Source organism: Pseudomonas sp. NY15364 (genome assembly GCF_048068235.1).
Lineage (GTDB): Bacteria > Pseudomonadota > Gammaproteobacteria > Pseudomonadales > Pseudomonadaceae > Aquipseudomonas > Aquipseudomonas mendocina_D.
In genome coordinates this window covers 1-15,499 of record NZ_JBLUPX010000020.1, presented here as the reverse complement: position 1 = coordinate 15,499, position 15,499 = coordinate 1, and the positions used below count along the sequence as shown (strand labels likewise).

The 15,499-nt window shown below is 62.8% G+C and carries 16 protein-coding genes; 6 read left to right on the top strand and 10 right to left on the bottom strand.

Annotated elements, in window-relative coordinates:
• Window positions 1–41: 41 nt before the first annotated feature.
• Complete coding sequence (locus ACNFCJ_RS16505) at window positions 42–377, top strand: YegP family protein (protein WP_099526001.1); 336 nt, start codon at window positions 42–44, stop codon at window positions 375–377.
• Here ACNFCJ_RS16505 and ACNFCJ_RS16500 read toward each other — a convergent pair.
• The 5 genes from ACNFCJ_RS16500 to ACNFCJ_RS16480 all read right to left on the bottom strand — a co-directional run bounded on the left by ACNFCJ_RS16500 (window position 374) and on the right by ACNFCJ_RS16480 (window position 5,009).
• A complete protein-coding gene (locus ACNFCJ_RS16500; RefSeq protein ID WP_416772477.1) occupies window positions 374–1,288 on the bottom strand; it encodes an SdiA-regulated domain-containing protein in 915 nt (304 codons plus the stop codon). The two genes, ACNFCJ_RS16505 and ACNFCJ_RS16500, sit on opposite strands and share 4 nt — an antisense overlap.
• A 71-nt stretch (window positions 1,289–1,359) precedes the next feature.
• Entirely contained in the window at window positions 1,360–1,707 is a 348-nt protein-coding gene (locus ACNFCJ_RS16495) for a NirD/YgiW/YdeI family stress tolerance protein (protein ID WP_179574759.1), read from the bottom strand.
• Between the two features lie 102 nt (window positions 1,708–1,809).
• The gene (locus ACNFCJ_RS16490; protein WP_416772475.1) at window positions 1,810–2,727 is read right to left on the bottom strand and encodes an SdiA-regulated domain-containing protein; all 918 of its coding nucleotides are present in this window, start codon (window positions 2,725–2,727) and stop codon (window positions 1,810–1,812) included.
• A gap of 111 nt (window positions 2,728–2,838) precedes the next feature.
• Complete coding sequence (locus ACNFCJ_RS16485; RefSeq protein ID WP_416772473.1) at window positions 2,839–3,504, bottom strand: fumarylacetoacetate hydrolase family protein; 666 nt, start codon at window positions 3,502–3,504, stop codon at window positions 2,839–2,841.
• A gap of 113 nt (window positions 3,505–3,617) precedes the next feature.
• A complete protein-coding gene (locus tag ACNFCJ_RS16480; RefSeq protein ID WP_416772471.1) occupies window positions 3,618–5,009 on the bottom strand; it encodes an FAD-binding oxidoreductase in 1,392 nt (463 codons plus the stop codon).
• 181 nt (window positions 5,010–5,190) lie between these two features.
• Here ACNFCJ_RS16480 and serA point away from each other — a divergent pair, with 181 nt between their 5' ends.
• Window positions 5,191–6,420, top strand: a complete 1,230-nt coding sequence (serA, locus tag ACNFCJ_RS16475; protein WP_106733365.1) for a phosphoglycerate dehydrogenase — start codon at window positions 5,191–5,193, stop codon at window positions 6,418–6,420.
• Between the two features lie 322 nt (window positions 6,421–6,742).
• On the opposite strand, the gene ACNFCJ_RS16470 is transcribed toward serA, so the two are convergent.
• The gene (locus tag ACNFCJ_RS16470; RefSeq protein ID WP_125874369.1) at window positions 6,743–7,249 is read right to left on the bottom strand and encodes a DUF523 domain-containing protein; all 507 of its coding nucleotides are present in this window, start codon (window positions 7,247–7,249) and stop codon (window positions 6,743–6,745) included.
• An 18-nt stretch (window positions 7,250–7,267) separates the two neighbouring features.
• A complete protein-coding gene (locus tag ACNFCJ_RS16465) occupies window positions 7,268–7,891 on the bottom strand; it encodes a 2OG-Fe(II) oxygenase (RefSeq protein ID WP_125874370.1) in 624 nt (207 codons plus the stop codon).
• A 122-nt stretch (window positions 7,892–8,013) separates the two neighbouring features.
• Here ACNFCJ_RS16465 and ACNFCJ_RS16460 point away from each other — a divergent pair, with 122 nt between their 5' ends.
• Window positions 8,014–8,781, top strand: a complete 768-nt coding sequence (locus ACNFCJ_RS16460; RefSeq protein WP_125874371.1) for a hypothetical protein — start codon at window positions 8,014–8,016, stop codon at window positions 8,779–8,781.
• Here the strand turns inward: ACNFCJ_RS16460 and ACNFCJ_RS16455 are convergent.
• Window positions 8,778–9,719: an alpha/beta hydrolase gene (locus ACNFCJ_RS16455; RefSeq protein WP_125874372.1), complete on the bottom strand. Its 942-nt coding sequence runs from the start codon at window positions 9,717–9,719 to the stop codon at window positions 8,778–8,780. The genes ACNFCJ_RS16460 and ACNFCJ_RS16455 overlap by 4 nt on opposite strands.
• A gap of 125 nt (window positions 9,720–9,844) precedes the next feature.
• Between ACNFCJ_RS16455 and ACNFCJ_RS16450 the strand changes: the two genes are divergently transcribed.
• Window positions 9,845–10,426 (top strand): DUF6436 domain-containing protein, encoded by a 582-nt coding sequence (locus ACNFCJ_RS16450; RefSeq protein WP_125874373.1) that lies wholly within the window; start codon window positions 9,845–9,847, stop codon window positions 10,424–10,426.
• A gap of 171 nt (window positions 10,427–10,597) precedes the next feature.
• Here the strand turns inward: ACNFCJ_RS16450 and ACNFCJ_RS16445 are convergent, their stop codons facing one another.
• Window positions 10,598–11,626 (bottom strand): AraC family transcriptional regulator, encoded by a 1,029-nt coding sequence (locus ACNFCJ_RS16445; RefSeq protein WP_125874374.1) that lies wholly within the window; start codon window positions 11,624–11,626, stop codon window positions 10,598–10,600.
• Window positions 11,627–11,745: 119 nt separating this feature from the next.
• Between ACNFCJ_RS16445 and ACNFCJ_RS16440 the strand changes: the two genes are divergently transcribed.
• Complete coding sequence (locus ACNFCJ_RS16440) at window positions 11,746–14,124, top strand: penicillin acylase family protein (RefSeq protein ID WP_416772467.1); 2,379 nt, start codon at window positions 11,746–11,748, stop codon at window positions 14,122–14,124.
• A 325-nt stretch (window positions 14,125–14,449) separates the two neighbouring features.
• Here the strand turns inward: ACNFCJ_RS16440 and ACNFCJ_RS16435 are convergent, their stop codons facing one another.
• Entirely contained in the window at window positions 14,450–14,893 is a 444-nt protein-coding gene (locus ACNFCJ_RS16435; protein WP_416772465.1) for a hypothetical protein, read from the bottom strand.
• On the opposite strand from ACNFCJ_RS16435, the gene trmL reads away from it, so the two are divergent.
• Complete coding sequence (gene trmL / locus ACNFCJ_RS16430) at window positions 14,892–15,356, top strand: tRNA (uridine(34)/cytosine(34)/5-carboxymethylaminomethyluridine(34)-2'-O)-methyltransferase TrmL (RefSeq protein WP_106733373.1); 465 nt, start codon at window positions 14,892–14,894, stop codon at window positions 15,354–15,356. The genes ACNFCJ_RS16435 and trmL overlap by 2 nt on opposite strands.
• Window positions 15,357–15,499 lie beyond the last annotated feature (143 nt).

Sequence of the window (15,499 nt, the reverse complement as noted above, 5' to 3'; positions counted from 1 at the left end):
ACCGCTCCGGTATCTCACCGGACGCTCAGGGAGAAACGAAAATGGCTGGAAAATTCGAACTGAAGAAGGCCAAAGACGGCCAGTTCCACTTCAACCTACTGGCGAGCAATGGCCAGGTCATCCTCAGCAGTGAGATGTACAAGGCCAAGGATTCAGCGCTCAACGGCATCGAATCGGTGAAGAAGAACTCACAACGCGACGGCGCCTTCGAGAGCAAAACCTCGAGCAACGACAAACACTACTTCCTGCTCATGGCCACCAACGGCCAAGTGGTCGGGCAAAGTCAGATGTATGCCAGTGCCGCCAGTTGCAAGAATGGCATCGAGTCGGTGCAAAACAATGCACCGGGCGCGCCGACCGACGACCAGACGAATTAGTCGCCCTGCTTCTTGAACACGTAGAACAGATTCGGCTCGCTGATCAGGTACAGGTTGCCATCGTCGTCCGTTGCCACGCCCTCGGCCTGCGGCACACTGCGCTGCAGGCCATGTTGCCCACGCAGCAGCGACAGGGTGCTGACAGGCTTGCCGTCGGCGTTCAGCTCGATCACCAAGCGTGATTCGTCCGACAGCGCCAGCATGTGGCCCGTTGCCGCATCGAAATCAAGGCTGGAAAGATCGCGCACGAACAAGCGGGCATCACGCTTCGGGTCGGTATTGACCTGCAGCGCCAACGGCTTGCTCTCATCGACGTGGGGGAAACCAAGCACCTCGAAGATACGTACCGGATCGCGCTCCTTGGCCACCAGCAGACGCTGATTCTTCGCATCGTAGGCCAAACCCTCGAAACCCTTGTTGCCGTTGCGGCCGATCCCCAGGGAAAGCTGCTGGAAGTCAGCGGCATCGATCACTCGCGTGGCGTCGTCTATGCGTACCTTGACCAGACGCTGCTCGCGCTCGTCGGCGATCACGTAGACACCGGGCGCCACGTACTCGATAGCCTCAGGATCACCAAAACCCTCAAGGTCGATAGCGCGCTTGAGCTCACCGTCCAGGCTCATCTCGATCACCTTGGCCGGCTTATTGGTGACACTGAACAGGCTGAGCCGATCCGGATCGTAGGTCAGCGCCGAGACATCACTGATATCGGCAATAGGCTTGGCCTCGATCACCACGCGGTAGTCGCCTAGCCACAGTGACTGCTCGCGCCACTGCGCACCGTGCTGCCACTCTTGCACGGAGAACCAGGCTCGCTCGAACAATCGATACTGCTGGCCCAGCACGGCTCCAATCAACAGCACGAACAACAGCAGATAAAGCCAGGGGTTGATGGAGAGCAGACGATGCATGATGAGTTTCTCTGACTACCACGGAAAAGCCCGCCACGGGCTTAACGTGGCGGGCGGGCGGGATATCGCGATCAGTTGATCAGTTCGACGCGATCGACATCGATCTCATGACTATTGAGGTCCTTGTCAACTTCACCGGTCAGGCGCACCTTGGCGGTTTCAGAAACTTTCTGGCCCGGCCAATCTTCGTCGTCGATTTCCACCTGGATGGTGCCAGTAGCGTCCTTGAACTCGTAGAGCTCATCTTGCAGACGCTTGACGATCTGACCTTCCAGCACAACATGGGTGTCGTCAGCAGCTTCCAGCGCGGCAGCCACGGTAGTGATCTGCGGGGTGGCGCCAGGGCCGGTGTAACCAGTGGCGAAAGCGGCGGTGCTGAGCAGTGGCAGAACCATCAGAGCGAGAGCAGTACGTTTCATGGTGTGAACCTCGTTGTTCGTAAGTGACGGGGTCAGATTAGTGCCGCTAGCTGAAGCCAGACTGAATCGACGCTTAATCGAAACTGAATCCGTCACGGGCGCTCATCCGGCATCCGGCGCCGGTTTACTGAAGACATAGAACAGGTTGGGCTCGGCGACGATATAGATGTTGCCCTCTTCATCCATAGCTACCCCCTCGGCCTGCTTGATGCCTTGCTCCAGACCATTGAAACCCGCATTGAGACTGAGGAAGCTGACCGGCTGACCAGCGCGATCGATCTCCAGCAACATGCGCGACTCATCGGAGAGCACCAGCACGTGGCCCGTGCGCTCATCGACGCTCAATGAGGAAATGTCGCGCAGGCCGAGGTTACCGGATGCCAACGGGTGCAAGCCCCCAACGTCATCGTCAGCTCCCGGGAACGGCATGCTGAACAACCTCAGCGGACTGCGCTCCTTGCCAAGCAGCAGGCTATGGCTACGTGAGTCCCAGCCCAGCCCTTCGAAACCCTTGTTGCCTGACTCGGCGAAGCCCAGGTCGAAGCCGGGGAAATCGGCCGCATTCAATTCGAGATCATCGTCGCCCAGGGTGAATGTGGTGAGCTGACGACGCCGCTCATCGACGATGGCCATCCGACCGTTGTCCATCATCTCCACGCCTTCCGGGTCGGCGAAACCCTTGAGCTCGATGCGCCGCAGGACTTCACCCTCACGCGACAGCTCCACCAGCAGGGGATTCTTGCCGGTGACGGTGAACAAGGTGCCGGTCTGCGGGTTATAGGTCAGCCCTGAGGTCTCGTCCTTTTCCAGGCCGGCCAGCGCCTTGGCCTGGATCACCGCGCGGTAACCCGGCAACCAGACACTGGCCAGGCGATCAACCAATGGCGTCGAGCGTTCCTGCAGCCATAACTGGGCGCGGTCATCCCAGTGCTGGGTCTGCGTCAGCGCACCCAAGGCGACGACTGCCAGGCCTGAAAGCCAGTAGCGGGGGCGGCGAATCTTACGAAGGAGAGCGGACATCGGCTACGGCTCGGCTGCATGATGGCAATCCGACATCCGCTGTCGAGAGGAGTTCCGCCGTCCAGAGAGGAGGACGGCGACTGGCTTCAGCGCTCAGGCGCTGAGCGCGTCTTATAGCACGCGGCTGATGAAGCGACTGTGACCGACCAGCTCCAACACCAGCTCGTCGCCCTTGTTCAACGCACCCACGCCTACCGGCGTACCGGTGAGGATGACGTCGCCCGGCTGCAGGGCAAAGTGCCCGGCCATGTGCTGGATCATCGACACGATGGGGTTGAGCATGTCGCGGCTATTGCCGTCCTGGCGGGTTTCACCGTTGATCACCAGGCGAATGCCGATGTCAGCCAGATCCTCGATGGCATCGCCCGGCACGAAAGGCGCCAGCACGCAGGCACCGTCGAAACTCTTGGCGATTTCCCAGGGATAGCCCTTCTCCTTGAGCTTGGCCTGCACGTCGCGCAGGGTCAGATCCAGCGCGGGGGCGAAGCCGCTGATGGCGTCTCGCACTTCCTCGGCGTCCGGCGTCTTCGACAACGGCTTACCGATCAGCACGGCAATTTCCGCCTCGTAATGCACCGAACCGCGATCATCGGGAATGGCGAAACCGCCATCGAGCGGCACCACACAGGAGCCCGGTTTGATGAACAGCAAGGGTTCGCTGGGCACCGGGTTATTCAGTTCCTTGGCGTGCTCGGCGTAGTTGCGGCCGATGCACACGACCTTGCCAAGGGGAAAGTGGACGGTGGTTCCGTCGACGTACTGGTGCTGATAGCTCATCACCGACTCCTGTGTTGTTTATATTGTGGGCATGGCGGCTTGTGGCCGGTGCCGTACCTTAACCGACGCGGGGCCGGATACGAAAACGCCCGCTGTCAGGCGGGCGTCTGCGATCAGGCGAAGATCTTGCCGGGGTTCATGATCCCGTTGGGATCGAACACCGCCTTGATCGCCTTCATATAAGCAATTTCGGCAGCCGAGCGGCTGTATTGCAGGTAATCGCGCTTGGTCATGCCAACACCGTGTTCGGCGCTGATCGAGCCGTTGTATTTCTCGACGATCTCGAACACCCACTTGTTGACCACCGCGCACTTGGCGAAGAAGTCTTCCTTGGGCAGCGCTTCGGGCTTGAGGATGTTCAGGTGCAGGTTGCCGTCACCGATATGGCCGTACCAGAGCACGTCGAAATCCGGGTAGTTGGCCGAAACGATATCGTCGATGTCCTTGAGGAAGGCCGGTACCTGGCCGACGGTGACGGAGATGTCGTTCTTGTAAGGAACCCAGTGGCTGATGGTCTCGGAGATGTATTCGCGCAGCTTCCACAGGTTCTGCAGTTGCTGCTCACTCTGGCTCATCACGCCGTCGAGCACCCAGCCCTGCTCGACGCAGTGCTCGAAGGTCGCCAGTGCTTCGTTGGCCACATCCTCGTTCAGCGCCTCGAACTCCAGCAGGGCATAGAACGGCGTGCGGCTCTCGAACGGCGCCGGCACGTCACCACGGCCGAGGATTTTCTCCAGGCAGCGGTCGGAGAAGAACTCGAAGGCGGTCAGGTCGAGCTTGCCCTGGAAGGCGTGCAGCACCGGCATGATCGAATCGAAATCCGGCGTGCCGAGCACCATCGCGGTGAGGTTCTTCGGCGCACGCTCCAGGCGCATGGTGGCCTCGACGACGAAGCCCAGCGTGCCTTCGGCGCCGATGAACAGCTGGCGCAGGTCGTAGCCGGTGGCGTTCTTGATCAGGTCGCGGTTCAGCTCAAGCAGTTCGCCAGTGCCGGTGACCACTTTCAGGCCGGCGACCCAGTTACGGGTCATGCCATAGCGAATCACCTTGATCCCACCGGCATTAGTGCCGATGTTGCCACCAATCTGGCTGGAACCGCTTGAGGCGAAATCCACCGGGTAATAAAGGCCCTTCTCTTCAGCGAACAGTTGCAGCTGCTTGGTCACCACGCCCGGCTGGCAAACGACGGTGCGGTCGTACTCGTTGAACTCCACGATGCGGTTCATGTAGTCGAACGACACCACCACCTCGCCATTGGCGGCCACCGCAGCGGCGGATAGCCCCGTGCGACCGCCCGACGGCACCAGGGCGATCTTGTGCTGATTGGCCCAGCGCACGATGGCCTGTACCTGCTCGGTGGTCTTGGGGAAGACGATGGCCGAAGGTGCCGGAGCGAACTGCTTGGTCCAATCCTTGCCGTAGGTTTCCAGGGAATCGGCGTCGGTCAGTACCTTGCCGGGTTCAACCAGGGTCTTCAGCTCTTCGATCTGGGCAGGGGTGGTCATCTACTGAACTCTCAAAGGATTCATGGTCGCCCTGAGAACCATTCAGGTCGCAACCGAGCATTGAAAAAGGCGAACATGCTAGCATACGCACCCCGTGAATCGAGCTATGCGGTGATCTACGGGCGCTGGCTGAGCTTCTCAGCCCTTCCCTGAAAACATCCCTGGGACAACAGGTACTCCGATGAGCAAGACCTCTCTCGACAAGAGCAAGATCAAGTTCCTTCTTCTCGAAGGCGTCCACCAGAATGCCGTGGACACTCTGAAGGCCGCCGGCTATAGCAACATCGAGTACCTCAAGGGCGCGCTGTCAGGCGAAGAGCTGAAAGAAAAGATCGCCGATGCGCACTTCATCGGTATTCGCTCACGCACCCAGCTGACCGCCGAGGTCTTCGACTGTGCGAAGAAGCTGGTCGCTGTCGGTTGCTTCTGCATCGGTACCAACCAGGTCGACCTGGACGCTGCCCGCGAGCGCGGTATCGCCGTATTCAACGCGCCCTACTCCAACACCCGATCGGTGGCCGAGCTGGTACTGGCCCAGGCCATCCTGCTGCTGCGCGGCATTCCCGAGAAGAACGCCTCCTGCCACCGTGGTGGCTGGATCAAGTCGGCGGCCAACTCCTTCGAAATCCGCGGCAAGAAGCTGGGCATCGTCGGCTACGGCTCGATCGGCACCCAGCTCTCGGTACTGGCCGAGGCTCTCGGCATGCAGGTGTTCTTCTACGACACCGTGACCAAGCTGCCGCTGGGCAACGCTACACAGATCGGCGATCTGTATGAGCTGCTGGGTCTGTGCGACATCGTCTCCCTGCACGTACCTGAGCTGCCATCCACCCAGTGGATGATCGGCGAGAAGGAAATCCGTGCGATGAAGAAGGGCGGCATCCTGATCAACGCCGCACGCGGCACCGTGGTCGAGCTGGACCACCTGGCCAATGCGATCAAGGACGAACACCTGATCGGCGCGGCCATCGACGTGTTCCCGGTCGAGCCCAAGTCCAACGACGAAGAGTTCGAAAGCCCGCTGCGTGGCCTGGATCGCGTGATCCTGACCCCGCACATCGGTGGTTCCACCGCCGAAGCTCAGGCCAACATCGGCCTGGAAGTAGCCGAGAAGCTGGTCAAGTACAGCGATAACGGCACCTCGGTGTCCTCGGTCAACTTCCCGGAAGTGGCCCTGCCGGCGCACCCGGGCAAGCACCGCCTGCTGCACATCCACAAAAACGTTCCGGGCGTGATGAGCGAGATCAACAAGGTGTTCGCCGACAACGGCATCAACATCTCCGGCCAGTTCCTGCAGACCAACGACAAGGTCGGCTACGTGGTGATCGACGTCGACGCCGAGTACTCCGACCTGGCTCTGGAGAAGCTGCAGCACGTCAACGGCACGATCCGCAGCCGCGTTCTGTTCTAAACCGGAGCTGCTGCGCGTCGGCGGTATGCAGAAATGAACAAAGGGAGGCTTCGGCCCAAGGCGTTGGCTTAATCTGTTGATGCAGATCGCTAACGTCATGATCTGAAAGCCAAAAAGCAAAAGTCCCCAGCAGAAAATATCTCGGCTGGGAATTTTTGCTTATAGGGCCCGTAACCGCAGGCCATCGGGGAATCTTTCAACAGATTTCCCCAACGGCTAGCCTTCGGCCTCCCTTTTCTTTATCTGCAACACGTCAGCGGGCAGACCTGCAGGAGCGAGCTCTGCTCGCGAAGTGGACCATGTTCGCGAACAGAGCTCGCTCCTACGACTCTAAAGCGCCGCCTTGTTCCAAACGCGTCAACTCGGCGGCCGCTTCGTGCAACTGCATTTCGTTGTACACCTTCACCCCAGCTCGTTTCAGCAGGGCTGCTGTCACACCCTCGCCCGGCACCCGCACACCACTGAAGCTGCCGTCGTAGTTTTCAAGATTGCCGCACGAAGGGCTGCGCGCCTTGAGCAGGGCAAGCTGGATGCCGTGTTCACGTACCAGCGCCAGCGCCTGTTCGGCGCCATCGACGAACGCAGCCGTGACATCCTCGCCCTCGATCGTCAGTACTGGCAGCCGACCATCCAACACCGCACTGCCCTGACCACCGCTTACCTCCGCAGGTGCACGTGGCGTCGGCAGGCCGCCCGCCACCTCCGGGCACAGCGCCACTACGCGCCCCTCGTCCAGCCACTGCTGAAGCTGATCGAAGGGACCATGTGCACCACCGTCGTAACGCACCCGATGCCCAAGCAGGCAGCGGCTGACCAGTATCTTCTGCATCGACGTCCTCCCGCGCGCTCAGAGCACGTCGGTGCCGCGGCGCCTGAACCAGCCAGTCAGCGAGCGGCGCTCGCGGGTGGCCGGCAGCACTTCATGGGGCATATCGCCGGAGAGGAACAGCGCCAACGTGCCGGCCTGCGGCAATACGTCATGCTCACGCCCATCACTCAGATACAGGCGCAAGGCGCCACCCTGGTCGGCCTGCCAGCTTTCATTCAGATAAAGCACGGCCGAGACCGTGCGCCGATCGTCATCGCGGAAACGGTCGAGATGGCGCAGGTAGAAGGCGCCCGGCTCGTAGGAGGCGAAATGGCACTCGAAATCCTCGAGCCCCAGAAATAGCTCGCGATTGAGGGCCAGGCGCAAATCATCCATCAGTTGCAGATAGCGGTCACAGGCCTCGCTCTGGCCCGCCTCCAGCCATTGGATGCGATCACCACGAATGCCCTCCTGCACCTGCTGCGCGCTGCCACGACCAACGCTGGCAGCACTTAGCTCGCCGCTGCGCTCACGCTTACGGCACTCGGCGGCCAGTTCGCGGGTCAGAACCTCTGGGGCGAATAGCTCCAGAAACGACCAACGCTGGCTGGCAAGGTCGTCGATAAGGTTGGCAAAGCTGTGTTGCAGGTCAGTGTCGTTCATGGCGCGATTGTACAGCGGCGGAAGGCCCACTAGACATAGCTCGACAAGCCCCTTTCAGCCACCGAAAATAGCGGGCCGCAGCACCCTGCGGCCGGCCAGGAAAGTTTGCCAAGGAGTTCTCGATGCGCGTTCTGTTTGCCCTGTTGCTGATTGGCCTGACCTTGCCGGCCCTGGCAGACGATCACCTGCGCCTGTATCAGGCTGCCGGTTGGCCGCAACAGCGCGAACATTTCAACCAGGCACTCGACGCCGCCCAGCAGCGCTACCGCAGCACCCTGCCACCGGCGGTGTTCCAGGCCCTGGTAGATAACAGCAATCGCCGCTTCGCCGCTGCCGCCATCGACCAACGCGCGCAGCACAGCCTGGGCATGGAACTGGCCGACCCGCAGCCGGCGCTAGCCTTCTTCGAATCCGAACTGGGACGCAAGATCGTCGCCGCCGAAACGCTGGCCACGCGTCGCGATCAGTTGGCCAAGTACGAGAATGGCCTGCCGCGCACCGACGCGGATGCCACCCGGCGCCTGCTGATTCGCCATCTGGCGCAGGCACTGCCAGCCAAGGAAGCCGGCGCCGAAGTCAGCCTGGCGCTGGCCGGCGTGGCGGCCGACAGTCTCAGCCAGATGCTTCCCGGCCTGCTCGGTGGCGGCCAGGCCCAGGGGCTGCTCAATGGCCAGCGCGAACGCCTGATGACGCAGATCGAACAAGACCTCGACAACACCCTGCTGCATGTCTATCGCGAATTGAGCGACCCCGAGCTGGAGCAGTTCGTCGAATTCGCCCAGTCGGATGCGGGCAAAGCCTATTACCAGGCCGCCCTGCAGGCGCTGCGGGCCGGCCTTGCCGTGGGCATGAGCACCAACGAACTTGAGCCGGCGCCACAGGGCATCTAAGCCAGGCGCTCGCGCAGGAAATCGAAGTACCGCTGGCGCAGCCCCTCGTTCTCATTGGCCAGATGGTGACGTGCCTCTGTCAGGCGCAGGATCTGCGGCTGATTGAACTTGCTCTGCAGCACCTCGAGGTTGTAGCGCCAGTCCACCGTCATGTCCGCCTCCCCCTGAATGATCAGCGGGCTGTGCGTGCTGCGCCTGGCCGCCTCGATATGCGGCACCCACTTGGCCAACGCCCCCACCCAGGCCGTGGGCAAACTGCGTGGCTGCAGGGGGTCGAGGTTGTGTACGAAATCGATGAAAGTGGCATCGCTGGAGTTATCGCTGAAGCGCCGTGGAATTTCCCGGACGAACCGACTGAGCACCCGATAGCTGAGCTTCGACCAGCCCCAGGCACGCGGTCGCACCAGCGGCGCCAGGAGAATGCTCTGCCCCAGCTCCGGACGCTTGCCGTCCGCGAGCAGATAATCCAGCAGGATCGCCCCGCCTGTACTCTGCCCGCACAGGTGCCAGGGCTGCGGCAGCCCCAGCTCGCTGGCCTGCTCGAACAAGCCGCCCAGCACCTGCTGATATTCGGCAAAGTCACCGATGCTGGCGCGCGCGCCGCTTGACAGTCCGTGCCCCGGCAGGTCGCAGGCGAGCACGGCGAAGTTCATGCTCAGCGCCCAGTCGACCACATGCCGGTACAAGCCCATGTGGTCGTAATAGCCATGCAACAACAGCAACGTGCCGCGCGGCTCGGCTGGCGCCCACAGCTGCACGGCGATCTGGTAGCCGGCGGCATTGAAGCTGCCGAGGCGGTTATCCAACCCGGCAAAACGCGCAGCCAGGTCGAAACCGTAGAAGCTGCGATACGCCTGCAGCGCCGGCAAGTCCAGACGCGCTGCGGCCAAGGGTCGCAGCAGGGGGCGCAATTGATCGGGCTGAAACGGCTCTGACATAGGGCTTTCCATAAGTTGCGCGAGGCGCGCGGTCGATACCGACGCCATCGTCTCGAATGCTGCGATATTCAGCTGCCCGACGCATCGTGGCAAGCTACACGCCCTTTTTACCCCCGGCCCGCGCCATGCCCCGCCTATCACGCAAGAACCTGCTCATCACCCTGCTCGCCCTGGCCTGGCTGGCCGGCATGGTGCTGGCCTACCGCTGGTTCGAAACGCGTTACCTGCGCACCTTCGACGAACGCGCGGCGGTGTTCTCCGGCGCCGAACTGCAATTGCCCGACGAGCTGAGCGGCCCCGGTGCGATCCGCCTGGTGCATTTCTGGGACCCGGCCTGTCCATGCAATGTCGGCAACCAGCAGCACCTGGCCGAGCTCATCGAACACTACACGCCACAAGGCGTGCAATTTCACGTCGTCCAGAAGCCCGGCAGCCAGGGCCGCCTGCCCGCCGAACTGGCCGCGCTACAGGCCATTGACGAGCTGCCCGGCAGCGCCAACCTGCCAGCCAGCCCCGCCGTGGCGATCTGGGACAAACAGGGCCAGCTGGCCTACTTCGGCCCCTATAGCGAAGGCCTGGTCTGCAACTCGAGCAACAGCTTCATCGAACCCATACTCGAAGCGCTGGCGGCCGGGCGCAAGGTGAATGCCAGCAATACCCTGGCAGTTGGGTGCTTCTGCGAATGGGCCAAGCCGAGCAACGACTGACGAGCCCCGAGCAACGCAGGGTGGGTTAGCCGCCTGTCGCGCTTACCGGACGATTAGCCCTGTTTGAGGCGTCGTAACCCACCATCGGCGCAATACGAGCTACCGCCTGGTGGGTTACGCGACGCACCACCTCCGCGGCGTCCTCCAGCGTCGCTAACCCACGAACGCGCCTCAACCGCCAGTCGAGCCGTGGCGCGATACCAGACCACGTGGCGTGCCGCCCTGCCAGCGGCGAAACGCCCGATAGAACGGCGACAGTTCGGCAAAGCCGCAGGCCCGTGCCACTTCGCGCACACCAAGCCCCTGATCCAGTAGGCGCAACGCACGCAGACGCCGCACTTCGTCGTGCAATGCACGAAAACTGCTGCCCTGCTCGCTCAGGGCGCGCTGCAATGCACCGCGATTGCTGCCCAGAGCGAGCGCACAGGCCTCGAGGCTACAGGTAGCAGTGCCCAGGTTGACCTCCAGCCAATAGCGCACCCGCACCAGCAACTGGTTTTCCACCAAACCGGCCAACTGCTTCTCGGCTTCCTCACTGAGCACTTCGAACAGTCGCGGGCTGGCACTGCGCGAGGGCCGCGAGAGCAGCGCCCGGGGCAGGATCAGCACGTCGTGCGGCCGCGAGAAAAGCGGCTCGACACCGAGCAGGCGACGATGCTCGGCAAGTTTGCGCGGCGCGCGATGGCGAAACTCCACTCCCAACAGCGGAATCTCGCCGCCTGCGGACGCCAGCATCTTGCTCAGCAGCACGGCCAGACATTCCATCTGCTGACGCAACGAGCCAACCTCGCGGTAGTTGAGGTCGATCACCAGCCGCGCTTCATCGCCCTGCTCCTCCAGCCGTGCGGCAAAACCGCCTGAGAGGATGTGCTGGAAGCGCACGAAAGCCTGCAGGCCCTGGCGCAGATCACGCGCCGCCAACAGCAGGTAGCTGACCACATCCATCGGCCGTGGCTGCATCACCTCACCCAGGTGCAGGCCAATGTCGACATCCCCGCTGATACCCTCCAGCGCCTGCCAGAAGCGCGGCGCGTTGTCGTGCTCCTCTCGCGCCTCCAGCAGCGGTGCCGCCAGCGCCACGCCGGCGTAGGCGCGGCGGTAGGTGTCGGTCGGGTCGAACCCCAACGCGGCCAACGCCTCGTAGAGCAGGCGGCGCAAGGTCGAGGAGTGCGTGAGGGCGACGAAGGCGTTATCGGGCATGGGGATTCCAGCGATCTTTGACCATAGACTTTAAGCATCGAGGCATATGGTCAATGCCGACGCCAGGGCGCCCGCGCAAAATGCTCGCACGCTTGCCCCACAACAATAAGGATAGCTGGATGAAACGCTCCCTGACCGCCCTTGCCCTGCTGGTTGCCGCCGCAGCAGGCGGCCTGACCTGGTACCTGCACGACAAGCAACCGCAGCGCGATGGCGAATTGGTACTCGCCGCCCTGCAGGCGCCGGTCACGGTCGACTACGACGAACGCGGCGTGCCGCACATCCGCGCCGAGAGCGAGGCGGACATGTACCGCGCTCTGGGTTTCGTGCACGCCCAGGATCGTCTGTTCCAGATGGAGCTGCTGCGGCGTCTGGCGCGCGGTGAACTGGCCGAAGTGCTCGGCGAAAAGCTGGTGCCCACTGACCGTCTGTTCCGTACCCTGGAAATCGGCCGCCATGCCGATGCCTATGCCGCTCGGCTGGATCCCAACAGCCCGTCCACCCAGGCGCTGAAGCACTATCTGGAAGGGGTCAACCAGTACCAGGCCAGCCGCCCACGGCCACTGGAGTTCGACCTGCTGGGCATCGAGCCACGCCCGTTCACCGCAGCCGATACGCTCAGCGTCGCTGGTTACATGGCCTACAGCTTCGCCGCAGCCCTGCGCACCGAACCGCTGATGACCCATATTCGTGACGAGCTGGGCGCGGACTATCTCAAACTGTTCGACCTCGACTGGCATCCGCAGGGCGTGCTTGGCACCTCCCTGGCCGCCGGCGACTGGCAGGATCTTTCCGCCCTCGCCCAACTCAGCAACAGCGCTCTGGAGGGCACCGGCCTGCCGCAGTTCGAAGGTAGTAACGCCTGGGTGGTATCCGGCAGCCGCACCGCCAGCGGCAAACCGCTGCTGGCAGGCGACCCGCACATTCGCTTCTCGCTGCCGGCCGTCTGGTACGAAGCGCACCTGCAGGCGCCTGGTTACGAGCTGTATGGCTACCACCACGCACTGATTCCCAGCGCCATGCTTGGCCACAATCGTGACTTCGCCTGGAGCCTGACCATGTTCCAGAACGACGATCTCGACCTGATCGCCGAGCGCATCAACCCGGACAACCCCAACCAGGTCTGGTACCAGGGCAACTGGGTCGACCTCGAACAACGTACGGAGAGCATCAAGGTCAAGGGCGCCGAGCCGGTTCAGATCACCCTGCGCCGCTCGCCGCACGGGCCGATCATCAACGATGCCCTGGGCCAGACCAGCGGCAGCACGCCGATCGCCATGTGGTGGGCCTTCCTCGAAACCGATAACCCGATGCTCGACGCCTTCTACCAGTTGGGCCGCGCCGACAGCCTGGACAAGGCCCGCGCCGCCGTCGAGAAGATCGAGGCCCCCGGCCTCAACGTGCTCTGGGCCGGCGCCAGCGGAGACATCGCCTGGTGGGCCGCAGCCAAGCTGCCGCTGCGCCCGGATGGCGTCAACCCGACCTTTATCCTCGATGGCGCGAGCGCTGAAGCGGACAAACTCGGCTATCACCCTTTCAGCGACAACCCGCAGGAAGAGAACCCAGAGCGCGGCTATATCCTCTCGGCCAACTATCAGCCGGTACCGGCCAGCGGCATCGAGATTCCCGGCTACTACAACCTGCCCGATCGCGGTCAGCGCCTCAACCAGCGCCTGAGCGATGCCTCGGTGAAATGGAACACGCAAAACAGCCAGGCGCTGCAGCTGGACACCGGTACCGGCTATGGTCCGCGCTTGCTGGCGCCGATCCTCGACGAGCTGCGCGCAGCGGCGGCGAACGATGAGGAGCGCGCGCTGGTGGAGCAACTGGCCAAGTGGAATGGCGACCACGAGCTCGACTCCGTGGCCGCCACCTTGTTCAACCAGCTGACCTATCAGCTTGCCCACGAAGCCATGGCCGACGAGCTGGGCGAGGTGTTCTTCGACAGCCTGCTGCAGACCCGCGTGCTCGACACGGCCCTGCCGCGCCTGACCGCCAATGCCGATTCACCCTGGTGGAATCGTCAGGGTAGCGAGCAACGCGAGAGCCGCGCGCAGATCGTCGCAGAGGCCTGGCGTGCCAGCCTGGACCACCTGCGCAGCGTACTCGGTAATGATCCCGCCGCCTGGACCTGGGGCCGTGGTCATACCCTCACCCATAGTCACCCGCTTGGCCAACAGCAGCCGCTGGCCTGGCTGCTGAACGTTGGCCCGATGGCCGCTCCGGGCGGCCATGAGACGCCGAACAACCTGTCGCACAAGGTAGGGCCAGCGCCCTGGCCGGTGGTTTACGGCCCCTCGACCCGGCGTCTGGTCGATCTGGGTGACGCCGACAAGGCCCTGGGTGGTATTCCTGTTGGCCAGAGCGGCGTGCCGTTCGATGCCCACTATGGCGATCAGGCGACCGCCCACGTGGCGGGCGAATATCAGCGGCAGCACCTGAGCGACGCCGACGTCAAAGCCAACAGCCAGGGCACCCTGCAGCTACTGCCGCGCTAACAGCGGGAACACAGCGTGGTGCGCCAACGGTGCATCACGCTGCACGCTGGTGCACAGCGGCGCTGAAAATGGCGCCGCAGGCCCTCGCCCGATGGCCTCAACCCCGAAAAACCGCGACTTGCAGCGCTGGTAATAAAACTGGCACACGCCCTGCATAGGCTAAGGCAATCCCAGTTTCGGGGACCTTGGTACAGGCAGGCCGGGGAATCCCCTTCTTTATTCGACGCCACCGCGCGTCCTGTGTAACGCGCCATTGCTCGGCCAACGAGCACGGCGCCACCCGTTTCGGGGACCTTGGTACAGGCAGGCCGGGGAATCCCCTTCTTTATTTGGGACGCAGTGCCAGTCGTGCACGCCAACGTCCATCCTCTTGCGCACCGCGCCACTCCCCGTCCAGCGGACGGGGCGATACCAGCACCAGCAGCAGATCCCGCCCGTCGCGCTCCACCCGCCAGTTCACCAGGCCCAGCGGCAGTTTCAACTGCCCCTCGCGCACTTTCCCGTAGGCATCTTCGTAGCGATACACCAGAGCGCCGTCGACATGCTCGGCCTGGGCTTGCGGCTCACGGTTGAACCAGAGCTGCAACCCCTGCTCCCAAGCCTCGACGTCCTCAATACGCAGACGCGGCGGATCGAATACCCGGCCGATCATCATGCCGACGAGAAAGGCGATCAGCATCACCGATGCCATGAAACGCCAGCGCAAACGAGGCCGTGGATCTTCAGGCGGCGTAGAATGGCGCTCGTCCCAGCGCTCGGAGTGTTGCATGTTCCACGTCATCCTCTTTCAACCGGAAATTCCGCCCAATACCGGCAACATTATCAGGCTGTGCGCCAACAGCGGCTGCCAGCTGCATTTGATCGAGCCACTGGGCTTCGAGCTGGATGACAAACGGCTACGCCGCGCCGGCCTGGATTATCACGAATACGCCACGCTCAAGCGTCACCCGGACCTGCAGAGCTGCCTCGAAAGCCTCGACCACCCGCGCCTGTTCGCCTTCACCACCAAGGGTTCGCAACCGTTCCACGAGATCGCCTACCAGCCCGGCGACGCCTTCCTGTTCGGCCCGGAAAGCCGTGGCCTGCCAGAAGAGGTGCGCAACGCCCTGCCACCCGAGCAGCGCGTACGCCTGCCCATGCGCGCTGGTTGCCGCAGCCTGAACCTATCCAATACCGTGGCCGTCACCGTTTACGAGGCCTGGCGACAGAACGGCTTCGCTGGTGCCGACTAAGGCCGCGAGCGGACACAAAAAAGCGCCCCGAGCAGACTGTGTGAAAACGTTCTGAACTGAACCGGTTCAATACAAACGCCTCGATTGATTCGGGGCGTTTGTGTTTTTACTGGTGCAATGATGCAAAGTGCAGCGCTCAGGTC